15 protein-coding genes are annotated in these 18510 nt (G+C 51.5%); 3 read left to right on the top strand and 12 right to left on the bottom strand.

Features of this window, described 5'->3' with window-relative positions:
• Positions 1-85: 85 nt before the first annotated feature.
• The 10 genes from MT343_RS08710 to sdhC all read right to left on the bottom strand — a co-directional run bounded on the left by MT343_RS08710 (position 86) and on the right by sdhC (position 13371).
• Positions 86-1981 (bottom strand): propionyl-CoA synthetase, encoded by a 1896-nt coding sequence (locus MT343_RS08710; protein WP_145468892.1) that lies wholly within the window; start codon positions 1979-1981, stop codon positions 86-88.
• A gap of 175 nt (positions 1982-2156) precedes the next feature.
• Entirely contained in the window at positions 2157-3029 is an 873-nt protein-coding gene (sucD, locus tag MT343_RS08705; RefSeq protein ID WP_145468893.1) for a succinate--CoA ligase subunit alpha, read from the bottom strand.
• A 9-nt stretch (positions 3030-3038) separates the two neighbouring features.
• Positions 3039-4205, bottom strand: a complete 1167-nt coding sequence (sucC, locus tag MT343_RS08700) for an ADP-forming succinate--CoA ligase subunit beta (RefSeq protein WP_145468894.1) — start codon at positions 4203-4205, stop codon at positions 3039-3041.
• Between the two features lie 138 nt (positions 4206-4343).
• Positions 4344-5789, bottom strand: coding sequence for a dihydrolipoyl dehydrogenase (lpdA, locus tag MT343_RS08695; RefSeq protein ID WP_145468895.1), 1446 nt, complete (start codon positions 5787-5789; stop codon positions 4344-4346).
• A gap of 22 nt (positions 5790-5811) precedes the next feature.
• The gene (gene odhB, locus MT343_RS08690) at positions 5812-7020 is read right to left on the bottom strand and encodes a 2-oxoglutarate dehydrogenase complex dihydrolipoyllysine-residue succinyltransferase (protein ID WP_145468896.1); all 1209 of its coding nucleotides are present in this window, start codon (positions 7018-7020) and stop codon (positions 5812-5814) included.
• Positions 7021-7049: 29 nt separating this feature from the next.
• Positions 7050-9887 carry a 2-oxoglutarate dehydrogenase E1 component gene (locus MT343_RS08685; RefSeq protein WP_145468897.1) on the bottom strand — a complete coding sequence of 946 codons (2838 nt, stop codon included), beginning with the start codon at positions 9885-9887 and terminating at the stop codon, positions 7050-7052.
• A gap of 266 nt (positions 9888-10153) precedes the next feature.
• The gene (locus tag MT343_RS08680) at positions 10154-10864 is read right to left on the bottom strand and encodes a succinate dehydrogenase iron-sulfur subunit (protein WP_145468898.1); all 711 of its coding nucleotides are present in this window, start codon (positions 10862-10864) and stop codon (positions 10154-10156) included.
• Positions 10865-10879: 15 nt separating this feature from the next.
• Positions 10880-12652, bottom strand: coding sequence for a succinate dehydrogenase flavoprotein subunit (gene sdhA / locus MT343_RS08675; protein WP_145468899.1), 1773 nt, complete (start codon positions 12650-12652; stop codon positions 10880-10882).
• Between the two features lie 3 nt (positions 12653-12655).
• Positions 12656-13003, bottom strand: coding sequence for a succinate dehydrogenase, hydrophobic membrane anchor protein (gene sdhD, locus MT343_RS08670; RefSeq protein ID WP_145468900.1), 348 nt, complete (start codon positions 13001-13003; stop codon positions 12656-12658).
• Complete coding sequence (gene sdhC, locus MT343_RS08665) at positions 12997-13371, bottom strand: succinate dehydrogenase, cytochrome b556 subunit (RefSeq protein WP_145468901.1); 375 nt, start codon at positions 13369-13371, stop codon at positions 12997-12999. Before sdhC ends, sdhD begins: the two co-directional genes overlap by 7 nt.
• 352 nt (positions 13372-13723) lie before the next feature.
• Here sdhC and gltA point away from each other — a divergent pair, with 352 nt between their 5' ends.
• The 3 genes from gltA to MT343_RS08650 all read left to right on the top strand — a co-directional run bounded on the left by gltA (position 13724) and on the right by MT343_RS08650 (position 16587).
• Positions 13724-15001 carry a citrate synthase gene (gene gltA / locus MT343_RS08660; protein ID WP_145468902.1) on the top strand — a complete coding sequence of 426 codons (1278 nt, stop codon included), beginning with the start codon at positions 13724-13726 and terminating at the stop codon, positions 14999-15001.
• A 46-nt stretch (positions 15002-15047) separates the two neighbouring features.
• Entirely contained in the window at positions 15048-15944 is an 897-nt protein-coding gene (locus MT343_RS08655) for an NAD(P)-dependent oxidoreductase (RefSeq protein WP_255449031.1), read from the top strand.
• 61 nt (positions 15945-16005) lie between these two features.
• On the top strand, positions 16006-16587 hold the full coding sequence (locus tag MT343_RS08650; protein ID WP_145468904.1) for a hypothetical protein: 582 nt from the start codon (positions 16006-16008) through the stop codon (positions 16585-16587).
• 30 nt (positions 16588-16617) lie between these two features.
• Here MT343_RS08650 and MT343_RS08645 read toward each other — a convergent pair whose 3' ends face one another.
• Positions 16618-17418, bottom strand: a complete 801-nt coding sequence (locus MT343_RS08645; RefSeq protein WP_145468905.1) for an MOSC domain-containing protein — start codon at positions 17416-17418, stop codon at positions 16618-16620.
• Positions 17419-17554: 136 nt separating this feature from the next.
• A complete protein-coding gene (locus MT343_RS08640) occupies positions 17555-18505 on the bottom strand; it encodes a chemotaxis protein CheV (RefSeq protein WP_145468906.1) in 951 nt (316 codons plus the stop codon).
• Positions 18506-18510: the final 5 nt, after the last annotated feature.

The raw sequence follows: 18510 nt of genomic DNA, 5'->3' as shown, positions 1-18510 counted from the left end.
CTGGAATCGGCCCGGTAAACACCATAATAATCAGAGAGAGCAAACTGGCTTTCGCCTGCTCATTCTATGACTGAGCGACCTGACATTAGTTCTCCGGCCGCAGTCCTTTTTTCAGAAGAATCTGCTCAATCTCTCCCAGACAGGCCGGATCATCGATGGTTGACGGTGTCTGGTATTCCTCGTTATTAGCGATATTGCGCAGTACTTTACGCAAAATTTTGCCGGAACGGGTTTTAGGCAAACGCTGCACCACAACCGCATCACGGAAACTGGCCACCGCACCAATCCGGTCACGGACGCGCTGCACCAGCTCAAGCTTCAGCGTTTCTTCATCAATATCAACACCGTCTTTCAGCAGCACCAGCCCCAGAGGCTCTTCACCTTTAAGATCACTGTGACGGCCGATGACCGCACATTCAGCAACCGCCGCATGCCCGGCAACCACTTCTTCCATCTCACCGGTCGACAGACGATGACCGGCAACATTGATGATGTCGTCAGTACGCCCAAGCACAAACAGATAGTTATCATCATCCAGATAACCGCCATCACCGGTAATGTAATACCCTTTGTAAGTACCCAGATAACCGGCGACAAAACGCTCGTGATTGCCCCAGATAGTCGGCAGGCATCCGGGCGGCAATGGCAATTTGATCGCAATACTGCCCTGCTCATTGGCAGCAACCGGACGCCCCTTCGGATCTAAAATCTGCACATTAAATCCGGGTGACGGGCGTGTAACAGAACCCGCCTTCACTTTGGCTGGCTCAAGCCCCATATGATTGCCGGCAATCGCCCAGCCGGTTTCGGTCTGCCACCAGTGATCCACAATCGGACGTTTAATATGCTGATCCACCCACTCATAAGTCGGAGGATCTAAACGCTCACCGGCCATAAAAATGGTTGTAAGCTTACTGAGGTCGTATTTTTCCGCCTGCAGGCATTGCGGATCTTCTTTGCGGATCGCGCGGAACGCTGTCGGTGCAGCAAACAATCCTTTGACACCGTACTCGGCACAGACCCGCCAGAAAGCACCGGCATCCGGTGTACGTACCGGCTTGCCTTCATAAAAGACCGTGGTGCAGCCTGCAATTAACGGCGCATAAACAATATAAGAATGGCCAACCACCCAGCCGACATCGGAAGCGGCCCAGAACACATCCCCCGGATGCATATCGTAAACAACACTCATGCTGTAGCTCATAGCCACCGCATGACCGCCATTGTCGCGCACAACCCCCTTAGGCTTTCCGGTGGTACCGGAGGTATAAAGAATGTACAGAGGATCAAGCGCCGACACTGGCATACAATCAGCAGGCTGAGCGGCAGCCACGGCCTGTTGCCAGTCAATATCACGCCCTGCAGTCAGCTCACAGCGCTGTTGTTCACGCTGAAAAATGACACAGCGCTCAGGCTTATGCGCCGCCATATCAATGGCAGCATCCAGAATCGGTTTGTATTCAATAATACGGTCAACTTCGATACCACAGGACGCTGACATAATGACCTTAGGTACGGCATCATCAATACGCACCGCCAGCTCATTCGGAGCAAAGCCACCAAACACCACCGAATGCACAGCACCAATGCGGGCACAGGCCAGCATGGCGATCGCAGCCTCCGGAATCATCGGCATATACACGATCACGCAATCGCCTTTACCAACGCCCTGACTGACCAGCATACCGGCACAGCGCGCGACGGCTTCGGTCAGCTGGCTGTAGGTATAGGTACGTTTATTTCCGGTCACCGGGGAATCATAGATAAGAGCAAGCTGGTCTCCACGTCCCTGCAGAACGTGATAATCCAGCGCCAGATAAGCGGTATTGAGCTGTCCGTCAGCAAACCAGCGATCAATACCATGTTCATCTTTGCTGAGAATGGCCTTGGGTTCTTTAAACCATTGAATCCGTTGTGACTGTTTTTGCCAGAAGGCTTCAGGCTGTTCGATCGAAGCCTGATATTCCTGTTGGTAACCCATAAAAAATTCCTCCTGTGTGAATGAATACACCTTAGGGGATGTGTGGTTACCGCGACTATTCGACCAAGGGTCATAACACCAAGGTCTAGCCGGCGCCGGCCCGAACCTTCATGCGCACTGGTAGTCAGGCACAAAAAAACCCGCCGCAGCGGGTTCTTTTTTATAGCGGTAACACTTACCAGCCGGTTACTTCTTTCAGCGTCTTACCGATATCGGCCAGACTCTGGCAGGTAGCAACACCAGCGTCCTGCAGTGCCGCAAATTTATCGGCCGCAGTACCTTTACCACCGGAGATGATCGCGCCGGCATGACCCATACGCTTACCCGGAGGTGCAGTAACACCAGCGATGTAAGAAACAACAGGCTTGGTCACATTAGCTTTAATGAAAGCCGCTGCTTCCTCTTCTGCAGTACCGCCGATTTCACCGATCATGACGATGGCTTCAGTTGACGGATCTTCCTGGAACATTTTCAGGATGTCGATAAAGTTGGAGCCCGGAATCGGGTCGCCACCAATACCAACACAGGTAGACTGGCCAAAGCCGTAATCAGTGGTCTGCTTAACCGCCTCATAGGTCAGAGTACCGGAACGGGAAACAATACCGACTTTACCTGGCAGGTGAATGTGACCCGGCATAATACCGATCTTACATTCTCCCGGAGTGATAACACCCGGACAGTTAGGTCCGATCAGGCGAACGCCCAGCTCGTCACACTTAACTTTCGCATCCAGCATATCCAGTGTAGGAATACCTTCAGTAATACAAACGATCAGCTTGATGCCGGCATTAGCGGCTTCAAGGATAGAGTCTTTACAGAAAGGAGCTGGTACGTAAATAACAGAAGCTTCAGCACCGGTTGCAGCAACCGCGTCTTTAACGGTATTGAATACCGGCAGACCCAGGTGTTCAGTACCACCTTTACCCGGAGTTACACCACCAACCATTTTGGTGCCGTATGCAATCGCCTGTTCAGAGTGGAAAGTACCCTGAGCACCGGTAAAGCCCTGGCAGATCACTTTGGTGTCTTTATTGATTAAAATGCTCATGATTACCCCTTAATTGCCAGCTGCAGCTGCGACCACTTTCTGGGCTGCGCCAGTCAGGTCGGTATCCGCGATAATGTTCAGGCCGCTTTCAGTCAGAACCTTGGCGCCCACTTCAGCGTTGTTACCTTGCAGGCGAACAACCACAGGAACCTTAACACCGACTTCTTTTACAGCGCCGATCACGCCTTCAGCAATCATGTCACAACGCACGATACCACCAAAAATATTGATGAATACGGCTTTTACTTTTTCGTCAGACAGAATAATTTTGAATGCTTCAACCACACGTTCTTTGGTTGCACCGCCACCTACGTCGAGGAAGTTAGCTGGCTGACCACCGTGCAGTTTCACGATATCCATAGTACCCATCGCCAGACCGGCACCGTTCACCATGCAGCCGATGTTGCCATCCAGTGCTACGTAGTTCAGTTCCCACTCAGCAGCGTGAGCTTCACGTGCATCTTCCTGGGAAGGATCATGCATTTCCTGCAGATCTTTATGACGGTAAACCGCGTTGCTGTCGATGTTGATCTTGGCATCCAGGCAGTGCAGATTGCCTTCGGTGGTGATAACCAGCGGGTTGATTTCCAGCAGCGCCAGATCTTTATCAACAAACAGTTTGGCCAGGCCCAGGAAAATATTGGTGAACTGCTTCACCTGATCACCTTTCAGACCCAGCTGGAATGCCAGTTCACGACCCTGATATGGCTGCGCGCCTACCAGTGGATCAATCGTGGCTTTCAGAATTTTTTCCGGAGTTTCTTCCGCTACTTTTTCAATTTCCACACCGCCCTCAGTTGAGGCCATAAATACCACACGGCGTGAAGAACGGTCGACGACCGCACCCAGATACAGTTCCTGAGCGATATCGGTGCAGCTCTCAACCAGAATACGGCTGACCGGCTGACCCTTTTCATCAGTCTGGTAAGTTACCAGGTTTTTACCCAGCCACTTGTTGGCAAACTCAGAGATTTCTTCTTTGGAAGAAACCAGCTTCACACCACCGGCCTTACCACGGCCACCGGCATGTACCTGAGCTTTAACAACCCAGCGGTCACCGCCAATGGTGTCGGCCGCTGCTGCAGCTTCTTCTGCAGTTTTGGCTGCCACACCGTTCGATACTGGCAGACCATACTGAGCAAAAAGCTGTTTACCCTGATATTCGTGAAGGTTCATCGCTTTCGTCCTGTTTCTCTTATTGAGTCGGGGGTTACCCAACAGCCTGTGTTAACCGGGCAGCCAATCGTGTCGGCAGTACTTATTCAGCACTCTCGCCCGGCCATAAAGCGAGGCCCGGAACTCCGGGCCAACGTATTACTTTTTCGCTTTGGTCTTACGATTCGCTTTGTGAATCGCATTATTGTTAACGGCCAAAGCTGCTTCATGCACCGCTTCAGAAACGGTTGGGTGTGCAAACACCATCATGCCCACATCTTCAGCGCTTGAACCAAACTCCATTGCCACAACAATCTGCTGACACAGATCACCGGCATTCGGGCCAATCACACTGGCACCAAGAATACGGTCAGTTTCTGCATGGGCGATGATTTTCACAAAACCATCGGTATCAGCAGCGGCCATTGCACGGCCATTAGCTGCAAACGGGAACATACCAACGTTGTATGGTTCACCATCTGCTTTAATCTGCTCTTCTGTTTTACCAACCCAGGCAATTTCCGGGTGGGTGTAAATGACAGAAGGAATCACATCGTAATTCAGCTGTGCTTTATGACCGGCGATACGCTCGGCAACCATCACACCTTCCTCAGATGCTTTGTGTGCCAGCATAGGACCACGCACCACATCACCAACAGCCCAAACGCCAGGAGCATCAGTGCTGCAGGTTTCGTCGACGTGAATGAAACCACGCTCGTCCATATTCACACCGCAGTCGCCACTCATCAGGCCTTCGGTGTAAGGACGACGGCCAACCGCAACGATCAGTTTGTCGAAGACTTCTTTCTTCTCACCTTCGGCATCCTGATAGGTCACAGTTACCTGCTTACCTTTTACCTCAGTACCGGTTACACGGGCACCCAGACGGATGGTCATACCCTGCTTGGTGAACAGTTTCTGCGCTTCTTTGGCAACGGTCTGGTCAACCAGATGCAGGAATTTGTCCTGCGCTTCCAGTACAACCACTTCCGCACCCAGACGGCCCCAGACACTACCCAGCTCCAGACCAATGACACCTGCGCCAATAACGCCCAGACGTTTTGGCACTTCGCTGAATTCCAGCGCGCCGGTGGAATCGACAATAACGCCTTCGGTCAGTGGTGCTGGCGGAATAATCACCGGCACAGAACCTGTGGCAATGATCACATGCTCAGCTTCGAGGATTTCAGCAGTTCCGGCGTGACTGGTAAATTCGACCTTTTTACCAGCCAGCAATTTACCGGTACCTTCAAATGGCGTTACACCGTTGGCTTTGAACAGTGTCGCAACACCCATTGTCAGGTTTTTAACGATCTGATCTTTACGCTTCAGCATCGCGGCGATATCGATATTGACTTCGCCAACACTGATGCCATGCAGAGACAGTTTCTCTTTAGCTTCTTCGTACTTGTGCGAAGTATCCAGCAAGGCTTTGGAAGGAATACAGCCCACATTCAGGCAGGTTCCGCCAAACACCGCCTTACCATCTTTGCTCAGCCATTTATCGATACAGGCAGTGTTCAGGCCCAGTTGTGCACAACGGATAGCTGCGACATAACCGGCAGGACCACCACCGATAACGACGACATCAAACTTCTTACTCATCTTTATTTCCTTAACTATCCGATTAAATGTCTAACAGCAGACGGGCAGGATCTTCCAGAAGATCTTTGATCGCCACCAGGAACTGCACGGCCTCTTTACCATCGATCATACGATGATCGTATGACAGTGCGAGGTACATCATTGGCAGAATCACAACCTGACCGTTCACAGCCATCGGGCGTTCCTGAATCTTGTGCATGCCCATAATGGCCGTTTGCGGTGGATTCAGAATTGGTGTGGACATCAGAGAACCGAAAGTACCGCCATTGGTAATAGTGAAAGTACCACCCTGCATTTCATCAATGCCCAGCTTGCCGTCACGGGCACGGCCGGCGTAATCGCCGATGGTGCTTTCAATTTCAGCCAGACCCATACCATCGGTATCACGCAGAATAGGTACAACCAGACCACGCTCGGTAGAAACCGCAACACCGATATCCTGATAGCCATGGTAAACCATGTCATTGCCATCAATAGAGGCATTCACTGCCGGGAAGCGTTTCAGTGCTTCTGTTGCCGCCTTCACAAAGAACGACATAAAGCCCAGTTTAACGCCGTGTACTTTCTCAAACTGATCTTTGTACTTGGCACGCAGATCCATGACCGGCTTCATGTTGACTTCGTTATAGGTCGTCAGCATTGCAGCATTCTGTTGTGCTTCAACCAGGCGGCGGGCAATAGTGGCACGCAGACGGGTCATAGGCACGCGCTTCTCAATACGGTCGCCTTCCGGAATCACCGGCGCTTTGGCCGCTGGTGCAGCCGCTTTGGCCGGAGCCGCGGCTGGTGCTGATTTCGGAGCAGATTTCAGATGGTTAACCACATCTTCTTTGGTCACACGACCATCTTTACCGGTCGCAGCAATCGCCGAAGCAGCTACGCCGTTTTCTTCCGCAATTTTACGGGCCGCAGGGCTCATAATTACGTCGCCGGCAGCAGCAGGCTCAGCTGCCGCAGGTGCTGAAGCTTCTGCCGCAGGAGCAGCCGCAACTTCACCAGCAACGAAGACCGCAAGAACTTCGTCACTCAGTACAACATCACCCTCTTCTTTGAGCACATTTTTCAGTGTGCCATCTGCCGGAGCAACAACCTCCAGCACGACTTTATCGGTTTCAATATCCACCAACAGCTCATCACGCTGCACAGGTTCACCAGGCTTTTTATGCCAGGTAGCAACCGTGCCGTCAGCGACAGACTCAGGAAAAGTGGGTGCCTTAATTTCAATGCTCATTATGTTTTCCTTAATATTCCTGCGGTTACCTAGCCCTGGAGTCCCAGAGCGTCACGAATTAATTTTTCTTGCTGTTCAAGGTGCAGTGCCATATAGCCTGCAGCCGGAGAAGCGGAAGCGGCACGGCCGGCATACTGCAGATGCAGATCCGGATTCAGCTGCGACAACGCACGGCGCATATGGTGCTGACTGCTGTACCAGGCGCCCATGTTCATTGGCTCCTCCTGAGTCCAGACAACTTCTTCAACATTGCTGTATTTAGACAGCACTTTGGCAAGCTGTTTGGCCGGGAACGGATACAACTGTTCTATACGAACAATGGCAACATCCTTGATTTCTTCCGCACGGCGACGTTCCAGCAGGTCGTAATAAACCTTACCTGAACACAGAAGCACCCGGCGTACTGCCGCTGCTTCCAGCTCATCAACCTCATCAATCACTGTATAGAAGCGACCGCCTGCCAGCTCTTCCAGAGTACTGATAGCCAGTTTATGACGCAGCAGACTCTTCGGTGACATAACCACCAGCGGCTTACGCAGCGGACGAATCACCTGACGACGCAACATGTGGTAAACCTGAGCCGGGGTGGACGGCACACAGATCTGTACGTTGTGTTCAGCACAGAGCTGCAGATAACGCTCCAGACGGGCTGAAGAGTGCTCTGGTCCCTGACCTTCATAGCCATGCGGCAGCAGCATAGTCAGACCGCACAGACGACCCCACTTATGTTCGCCGGAAGAAATAAACTGATCGAATACCACCTGCGCACCGTTGGCGAAATCACCGAACTGGGCTTCCCAGATAACCAGTGCTCCCGGAGTGGTCGTGGCGTAGCCATATTCAAACGCCAGTACCGCCTCTTCTGACAACAGAGAGTCGTACAGATCAAAGGCTGGCTGCCCTTCTTTAACATGCTTAAGTGGAATGTAGCTGGAGCCGTCTTTCTGGTTATGCAGAACCGCATGACGGTGAGAGAAGGTTCCGCGCCCTACGTCCTGACCAGTGATACGGATCTGATGACCTTCATGCAACAAGGTTGCATAAGCCATGGTTTCCGCAAAGCCCCAATTAATTGGCATAGCGCCCGCAGCCATACGACCACGGTCTTCAAGAATTTTGCCGACCTGACGCTGCACCGAGAAACCTTCCGGTACTTCCAGCAGTTTGTTCGCCAGTTCCTGCAGCTGTTTCAGATCAAAGCGGGTATCCGCACGCGCGGTCCACTCATGTCCGAGGTACGGAGTCCAGTCAACGAACAATTCGGTATTCGGCTCTTTTACCAGACTCTTGGCAACGTGATGACCGTTATCCAGCGCCTTACGGTAGTCTTCTTCCAGCTCTTTACTGCTTTCTGCGGTCAGAACGCCTGCGGCAATCAGCTTATCGGAATAGAGTTCACGGGTGGTTTTCTGCGCTTTGATTTTTGCATACATCAAAGGCTGAGTGCCGGATGGCTCATCCGCTTCGTTATGACCACGACGGCGGTAACACACGAGGTCGATCACCACGTCTTTCTTGAATTCATTGCGGTAATCAACGGCCAGCTGAGTAACGAACAATACGGCTTCCGGATCATCACCATTAACATGCAGAATCGGCGCTTCAACAATCTTGGCAACATCGGTGCAGTATTCGGTCGAGCGCACGTCTTCACGCTTGGACGTGGTGAAACCAACCTGGTTGTTAATCACAATATGAATGGTGCCGCCGGTTTTGTAAGCGCGGGTCTGTGACATCTGGAACGTTTCCATTACAACACCCTGACCAGCGAACGCTGAGTCACCGTGCATAATCACAGGGACAACTTTTTCACCGGTCTCGTCGTTGCGGCGATCCTGACGGGCACGTACCGAACCTTCAACCACCGGAGAAACAATCTCAAGGTGAGATGGGTTGAAAGCAAGCGCGAGGTGAACTTCACCACCAGATGTCATTACGTTGGATGAGAAACCCTGGTGATACTTCACGTCACCGTGGGATTCGTAATGCACTTTACCGTCGAATTCATCAAACAGATCGGACGTCTTTTTACCCAGGGTATTAATCAGCGTATTCAGTCGGCCACGGTGTGCCATACCGATAACAATTTCTTTGGCGCCGTAGGTACCACTGCGCTGGATCAGTTCGTCCATCAGCGGAATAAGACTTTCACCACCTTCCAGACCAAAACGCTTAACCCCCGGATAACGGGAACCCAGATATTTTTCCAGACCTTCGGCAGCCGTTAAACGCTCGAGCAGATGGAGTTTAACTTCACTGCCGAATTTAGGATGGGCGCGAACACTTTCCAGTCGCTGCTGAAACCAGCGCTGTTCTGCGGTGTTTACGATGTGCATATATTCGGCACCGACGGTACCGCAATAGGTCATATCCAGCGCCGCAAGAATATCGTTCAGCGAGGCTTCATCCTGACCAATAAACAAAGAGCCGGTCTGGAAAACAGTATCCAGATCGGCCCGGGATAAACCATGAAATGCAAGATCAAGATCCGGGACTTTCTGACGTTCCATCAGATCAAGCGGATCCAGCTTGGCATGCTGATGACCACGACCGCGGTAGGCATTGATTAACTGCAATACCTGAACCTGCTTACGTTCATGATCAGAGCTGACAGCTCCCTGGGATACAGGACGGGAACGGCGCTGATTTTTGGAAAGAAGAAGAAACTGTTCCCGAATGGGCTTATGGGGAGTATCTACGGAAGTGTTTTCGTCGACGCGTGGTAACTGATCAAAATAATTGCGCCACTCTTCGGGAACCTCATTGGGGTCTCTGAGGTAGGTTTCGAAGAGCTCCTCCATATAAGCAACATTACCTCCCGCTAATTGAGAGGTGCTCCAAAGTTGCTCCATTGTCTGCTCGTGCATGTACGACCACCCTGTTTTTGAATAAACGAGGGAAATCACCCACAGAGTGTACGCACCGACTCTAGCGCTAGGCAGGATAGAGGGCCGACCGGATAGATCGCAAGGCCTCTGAGGTGAACCGGGGATTCCCCGCTCCCTCAACTAAAAATTCAGCTTAGTTAAAAATAGAACTTTGTGAGGTCTATTTTTGAAAAATTGTCAACGTAAGCGGGCTGTGTGTCCAGCCCACTTACGTCTAATACCACCGGTCGTCAGTGGTGCTTTTCCTATAATTGCTGGGATAACAGCATATTACGGATGTGCCCAATGGCGCGCGTTGGATTCAATCCTTTCGGGCACACATTGACACAATTCATGATGCCACGGCAACGGAATACGCTGAATGGATCACTCAATTCCGCCAATCGTTCCTGTGTCATGGTATCGCGACTATCCGCCAGGAAGCGGTAAGCCTGCAACAGACCTGCCGGACCAACGAATTTGTCCGGATTCCACCAGAAAGACGGGCAGGAAGTAGAACAGCATGCACAGAGAATACACTCGTACAGACCATCCAGTTTTTCACGCTCTTCAGGGCTCTGCAGACGTTCGATAGCCGGAGCTGGTGTGTTGTTCACCAGGTAAGGCTTGATCTTTTCGTACTGCTTGTAGAACAGCGCCATGTCGATGACCAGGTCACGGATCACAGGCATACCTGGCAGAGGACGCAGCACCAGCTTATCCATTTTGCCTTTGGTTGCTTCAGAAATCGGTGTGATACAGGCCAGACCGTTTTTACCGTTGATGTTCATACCATCAGAACCACACACGCCTTCACGGCATGAGCGGCGGTAAGCCAGAGTCGGGTCCTGCTCTTTAACCAGAGCCAGCACATCCAGAATCATCACGTCCTTATTGCCAGGTACGTTAATTTCGTAATCCTGCATGTAAGGAGCCTGATCTTTCTCCGGATTGTAGCGATATACACTCACTAACATTTCAATACTCCCCTATTAATAAGTACGGACTTTCGGAGGGAACGCTGCCACAGTTTTAGGAGCAAAGTTCACAGCACGCTTGCCGATGGTCTTGGTTTGCGGGAAGTACAATGAGTGGCACAGCCAGTTCTCATCGTCACGCTCAGTAAAGTCGTTACGGGCATGAGCACCACGTGACTCTTTACGCTCAATTGCAGCAACTGCTGTGGCATAAGCGGTCTCGAACAGGTTATCTAGTTCCAGAGCTTCGATACGGGCAGTGTTGAATGGACCGCTCTTATCTTCGAGCATGGTGTTCTTAACGCGCTCACCAATTTCGTCGAGCATCGCCAGACCTTTTTCCATGCTTGGGCCTTCACGGAATACACCGAAGTACAGCTGCATGGTTTTCTGCAGATCTGCACGAACAGCAGCCACAGACTCACCGGTAGTCGAGTTATTCAGACGATTCAGACGGGCCATGGCACGTTCGATATCTTCTTCAGAAGCATCAACTGCCTCAAAGCCATCCTTAAAGCTCTTCTCAACCTGCAGACCCACAGCACGACCGAATACCACCAGGTCAAGCAGTGAGTTACCACCCAGACGGTTGGCACCATGCACGGATACACAAGCGATTTCGCCGGCAGCATACAGACCTTCAACAACAACATCGTTGCCGTTTTCGTCCTGGGTCAATGCCTGACCACCGATATTGGTTGGAATACCGCCCATCATATAGTGACAGGTTGGAACAACCGGAATCGGCTCTTTTACCGGGTCAGCATGTGCAAAGGTACGGGACAGTTCAAGAATACCTGGCAGCTTGGCATTCAGGGTTTCTTCACCCAGATGATCCAGCTTCAGGAATACGTGATCACCATCTTCACCACAACCACGGCCTTCCAGAATTTCCAGAACCATAGAACGGGCAACAACGTCACGACCTGCAAGGTCTTTGGCGTTAGGGGCATAACGTTCCATGAAGCGCTCGCCGTCTTTGTTTACCAGGTAGCCACCCTCACCACGACAGCCTTCTGTTACCAGAACGCCCGCGCCGGCAATACCGGTTGGGTGGAACTGCCACATTTCCATATCCTGCATCGGCACACCGGCACGGATTGCCATACCAACACCGTCACCGGTATTGATCAGAGCATTGGTTGTGGACTGATAAATACGACCGGCACCGCCGGTAGCAAGAACAGTTGCCTTGGCTTTCAGGTACAGGGTTTCACCGCTTTCGATATCAATCGCGATAACACCAGCAACCTGACCTTTGGCATTTTTCACCAGGTCAACGGCATACCATTCATTAAGGAAGGTAGTACCGCCCTTGAGGTTACCCTGATACAGAGCATGCAACAGAGCATGACCAGTACGGTCAGCCGCCGCACAGGTACGGGCTGCCTGAGTCGGATTATCCGGACCTTTGGACTGGCCACCGAACGGGCGCTGATAAATACGGCCTTCTTCAGTACGGGAGAATGGCAGACCCATATGCTCCAGTTCGAAAACAGCCTGCGGACCTACTGAACACATATATTCAATAGCATCCTGGTCACCGATATAGTCTGAACCTTTAACGGTGTCATACATGTGCCAGCGCCAATCATCATTAGGATCCGCTGACGCAATCGCACAGGTGATACCACCCTGCGCTGAAACGGTGTGCGAACGGGTTGGGAAAACCTTGGTCACACATGCGGTCTTGATGCCGGCTTCGGTCAACTGCAGCGCAGCACGCATACCCGCGCCACCACCACCGATTACGATAGCATCGAAGGACATGGTTCTGATTTTAGACATGACTTACACACTCCAGAGAATGTCGATACCCCAAACCAGGTAAACGAACAGGAATCCTGCGCATACCAGCTGGAACGCAAAACGGATTGCGGCGGCTTTGAGATAGTCAGTTGAAATGGTCCACATACCTACCCAGGCATGTGCACAGATTGAGATCAGGGCGGCCAGACTGAATACTTTCATCCAGATGCAGGCAAACAGGCCCTGCCATTGTCCGTATTGCATATCCGGAGAGGCAACCACAAAGCCCAGCAGGAACAGAGTGTAGAGCGCCAGGATAACAGCGGTAACGCGCTGAACAACCCAGTCGTACAGACCACTGCGGCCCAAATTGGTGACACTTGTTACCATACCCAAACTCCCGCCAGAATGATTACGATCACGCCACATACCAAGGTAATGATGGCACCGGTACGACCGCCTTCTTTGGTTTCACCAATTCCCATATCCATCAACAGGTGCTTAACACCCGCCACCAAGTGGTAACCCAATGCAGACAAAATGCCCCAGGTGATGAATTTAACCAAACCGTTATCAAACACCGATTTCAGTTCAGCAAAGCTTTCTGCTGACTCCAGGGATGCCGCCAGCGCGCACAGCATAAAAGCCACAGCGAAGAACAGAATAAAACCGGAGATACGATGAATGATGGAGGCTTTGCCGGGAAGTGGGAGCTCAATAGTAGTCAGATCTAAATTTGTAGGTCTATTGCTATTCACGGCTCTTACACTCTCATATGGGCTTAACAACTCCGCACGAAGCGGGCGTTAAGCGCAGGCTCAAGAAGATACCTGATTCCTTGTACAAGATTTGCACAAGTTTCAGGTCGCGACAAATTATAGTCACCCACCCGTTGATTTACAAACAGTCTGCGCCGCTATCGCACAGGCAGTACACAAATGCAGCAGATCAGGTGACATTACCGCAGCAGGACTATACTAGACGCGGCTGCTTATGGCTGCTCGACCGCTGGGTAATTGACAAACGGAGTTCAGAACCTATAGTTGTGCCCTTTCTTTTTAGGTCCGCCTTATATTTAAGGCTAAATTTTGAACAGCAGGAGGCCTATCCATGGCTGACAAAAAAGCAACACTGAAAGTTGACGGCATAGAAGAAACTCTGGAACTTCCGGTTTACGAAGGCTCTATGGGACCTGATGTTGTCGACGTTCGCAGCCTCTCTGGCAAAGGCCTGTTTACCTACGATCCGGGTTTCATGTCGACCGCCGCAACTGAGTCAAAAATTACCTATATCGACGGCGCTGCCGGTGTTCTGCTGCACCGTGGCTACCCGATCGATCAACTGGCGGAAAAATCTGATTATTTAGAAACCTGCTACCTGTTGCTGCACGGCGAACTGCCAAACGCGCAGGAAAAAGAAACCTTCGTTAACACCATTAAGAACCACACCATGGTGCACGAGCAGCTGAGCCACTTCTTTAATGGTTTCCGCCGCGACGCTCACCCGATGGCGGTAATGTGTGGTGTTGTTGGCGCCCTGTCAGCCTTCTACCATGACTCACTGGACATCCATGATCAGCACCACCGCGAAGTTTCTGCGCACCGTCTGATTGCGAAAATGCCAACTTTGGCAGCTATGGTTTACAAATATTCCATCGGTCAGCCATTCATGTACCCACGTAATGAACTGAGCTACTCCGAAAACTTCCTGCACATGATGTTCAACACTCCGTGTGACGAGAAGAAAATCAGCCCTGTTCTTGCCAAGGCTATGGACCGCATCTTCCTGCTGCACGCCGACCATGAACAGAATGCCTCGACTTCTACTGTACGTCTGGCCGGTTCTACCGGTGCCAACCCATTCGCCTGTATCGCATCCGGCATCGCGGCACTGTGGGGCCCTGCTCACGGTGGCGCCAACGAAGCTGTACTGAACATGCTGACTGAAATCGGTGACGAGTCCAACATCGATAAGTTCATCGCCAAAGCGAAAGATAAAGAAGATCCATTCCGTCTGATGGGCTTCGGTCACCGCGTTTACAAGAACTTCGATCCACGCGCCAAGGTTATGAAACAGACCTGTGATGAAGTTCTGGCTGAACTGGGTATGGAAGATGATCCTCTGCTGAAAATCGCCATGAAGCTGGAGAAAATCGCAACCGAAGACGAATACTTCGTGAAGCGTGGCCTGTACCCGAACGTAGATTTCTACTCTGGTATCATCCTGAAAGCGATTGGCATCCCAACCGAGATGTTCACCGTAATCTTCGCCACCGGCCGCACCCCAGGCTGGATTGCACACTGGAACGAGATGATCAGCAGCGATTACCGCATTGGTCGTCCACGTCAGCTGTACACTGGCCACCCAAAACGCGACTACCCGGGCTAACCGGTTAGTTGTATAAAAAGCCGCTCACTGAGCGGCTTTTTTATTTCTGTTACAGGAGACTTCAATGGCAACACTGGCATTTATCGGACTTGGCAACATGGGTTATCCAATGGCTGGCCATCTTGCCAACAATGGCCACTCCGTCAGGGTGTACAACCGCACCTCTGCCCGCACAGCGCAATGGCTGAGCAAATACAACGGCGAGGGCTTTGATAACATCAGCAATGCCGTCCGCCATTGCGACGCCGTCATTCTCTGCGTCGGCCGCGATGATGATGTACGCGACATTCTGACCGGCCAGCACAACGCCATCGCGGCGATGAATCCCGGCACATTAATCATTGATCACACCACCACCTCAGCCCTTCTGGCGGAAGAGATGGCATCAGCCACCAAAAACGCAGGACTGCGCTTCTGCGATGCGCCGGTATCCGGCGGTCAGCAAGGTGCCATCAATGGTCAGCTGAGTCTGATGGTCGGCTGCGAGGTCAGTGATTTCAGCGACATTCGGACCATTACCACACCATATACCCGTGCCATTGAGCGCATGGGAGAGATTGGCAGCGGCCAGAAAACCAAAATGGTCAATCAGATCTGCGTTGCCGGACTGATACAAGCGCTTGCCGAAGGACTGCATTTCGCCGAAAAAGCGGGTTTAGATCGTGACAAAGTAATGGGTGTGATTTCTCAGGGCGCTGCCGGCAGCTGGCAGATGAGCAACCGTCATCAAACAATGATTGCAGGCGAGTACCAGCATGGCTTTGCCATCGACTGGATGCGTAAAGATCTGGATATCTGCCTCGAAGAAGCCCTGCGCAACAACACCGACCTTCCTGTAACCAGACTGGTAAATGACTATTACCGGGAACTGCAGTCAATGGGAGCCGGCAGGCTCGATACCTCGGCCCTGCTGCTGCGACTGCAGAATAAAGACGAAAACTGATCCGCAGGCAACCTTCAGATTCTCATCTATGCTTGAAGCAGTCGCTGCAATGAGAATCTGAATGAGCCAACAACAACGCCACACTCTGGGCGGGTACGGAAAAACCGCTGACCATGAAGTTGACTGGAGCCAGGTAGGTGAAACCCTGACCATGCTGGCTCTTGCTATCGCTCAGATAGACACCTCACTGCATGAGGGAAATCAGTCTATCAATAAGCTGACCAGCAGCTTTACCGCCATGGCGGATAACTCACAGAAACTGGTACAACTGGCCGCTGCTCATAGAGATGACCTGCCACAAAAGACCGGTGAAATTGCCAGTGAGCTGCAACAGGAAATTCAGCAGGCCATCATTGCCTTCCAGTTTTATGACCGCCTGACCCAACGTCTTGAGCATGTAGGCGACAGTCTTGAACGGATGGGACATTTAATCGGCAATGCCGAACAACGCTATAAAGCCGGTGCCTGGAACAGCTTACAGCAGCACATAAAAAGCAATTACACGATGGAAGCCGAGCGCATTATGTTTGAACACATCATGGCTGGCCATTCCGTTGCCGAAGCACTTGAAATCTATCGTCACCATTTTGACAAACAGGCTCAGGATACTTTCGGCACTAACGACGATATCGAATTTTTCTGATCCGGTAACAGATCCAGTAACACCCGGCACTTATTCAACAAAGTGCTCGGTTAACTCATCTCCGACACAAAGCTGATGAATGTCAGACACCAGGGCATTCTGACCAAAGAGTATTTTCCCATCGATACGACACAGCTCTTTTAATGCATCCAGCACATCAGCTTCACGCTCCAGAGTATCCATACTCCGGGTTGGTATAACGCAGCGCTGACAAGGCTTACAAATAGCCAGCTGACCGTCTTTATGTTTCAGCATCTGCCAGCGACGCTCAGCAAAAACAGCACTGCCATTCACCACCACATTTGGCCGGAAACGCTCCATCTGAATGTCACGCCCGACCCGCTCAGACAGTGCTCCGAGACTGCTTTCCGTGGTAACCAATACAGGAAATCCATCCGCAAAGCTGACCCACTGTCCGGGCTCAGCATAACGCAGATCCACCTGACGCTGACTGTCAGCCGGCAAACGAACCAGACGGCAGTCGATACCCAAAGCAGAAGAAAACCAGGCCGCAGCATCATCACCACAATCCTCTGCCGACAGAGAATCATTCCAGACGGTCACTGTTTTGCGCAAAGCACCCTGCTCGGCCAGCGGTACCCGTAATGTCGCCTGGCCGTCCACATCCACCCGCAATACGGTTTCTTCCAGCACAGGACGAATGCGGGCCATCTTCGGCTGCTGACGCTGCGTGATAAAACCACCCTGCTCATCCACCAATAAAAAACGGCGATCACCAACCGGGCCATGACGATCAAATACAAGCCGTTCAACCTCTACCGGTGCACAGGATTTAATCGGGTAAATAAATAAACGGGAAATGTGCGGCATACGCCCTCCTTGTTCAGGGCACTCTAATAGATAGCCCGACAACAAACAACATACTCAATACAACATACAGACCGGTCAGACAGACAACCAAAAATAAAAAAGCGCCGTAAGGCGCTTCCTGTTAGCAGAGTAAATATCAATCAGCTCTGGGCGGCATTTTCATTTTTTCCCGCATCAGACGCTGAACCTCTTTTGCCATTGCTTCCGGTGCAAATTTTGACAGAAAACCATTACACCCGACTTTTTCAACCATGGCCTTATTGAAATTCCCCGATAACGACGTATGCAGAATAATAAAGGTATCTTTCAATTCAGTATCACGGCGAATTTCGGTGGTCAGCATATAACCGTCCATTTCCGGCATTTCTGCGTCAGTAATAATCATCACCAGATTATTACTGACGTCCCGCCCTTCTTCTTTCCAGTGCATCAATAACTGATAAGCTTCAAGGCCATTATTCGCCTCAATAATGTTCAGCCCCATAGGTTCCAGAACCTGACGCATCTGCTGAATAGCCACATGTGAATCATCAACGATCAGAATGTCTTTGCCCCGCACTTTTTCCAGCAGCTCATCATCGTAAGCATCGGCCGACAACACAGAGTTGTAAGGTGCAATTTCGGCGAGAACCTTTTCCACATCGATAATTTCGACAATACGGTCATCGATGCGGGTAATGGCCGTCAGATAATGCTGCCTCCCGGCTCCGCCCGGAGGTGGCAAAATTTCGCTCCAGTTCATATTGACGATCCGGTCAACCCCTCCGACCAGAAATGCCTGCACCGTCATGTTGTACTCAGTCACAATAATGGTGGCATCTTCTTCGTTCAGCTTCAGCGGCCCCATCTGAATGGCATGACGCAGATCGACAACAGGTACCGTCTGACCACGCAAATGCGTTACGCCGCGCACCACCGGGTGACGGTCAGGAATACGGGTCAGGTGCGGCATCCGCATGACTTCCTGTACCTTGAACACGTTGATAGCAAACTGTTGGCTGCCACCCAGATTAAACAACAACAACTCCAGGCGGTTTTGGCCCACCAACTTGGTACGGGCATCAACACTGCTCAGAACCCCGCTCATATAAC

The organism is Venatorbacter sp. C2-1 (genome assembly GCF_022832715.1).
Lineage (GTDB): Bacteria > Pseudomonadota > Gammaproteobacteria > Pseudomonadales > Oceanobacteraceae > Venatoribacter > Venatoribacter alkanivorans.
This window is presented reverse-complemented; position numbering and strand designations above follow the sequence as displayed.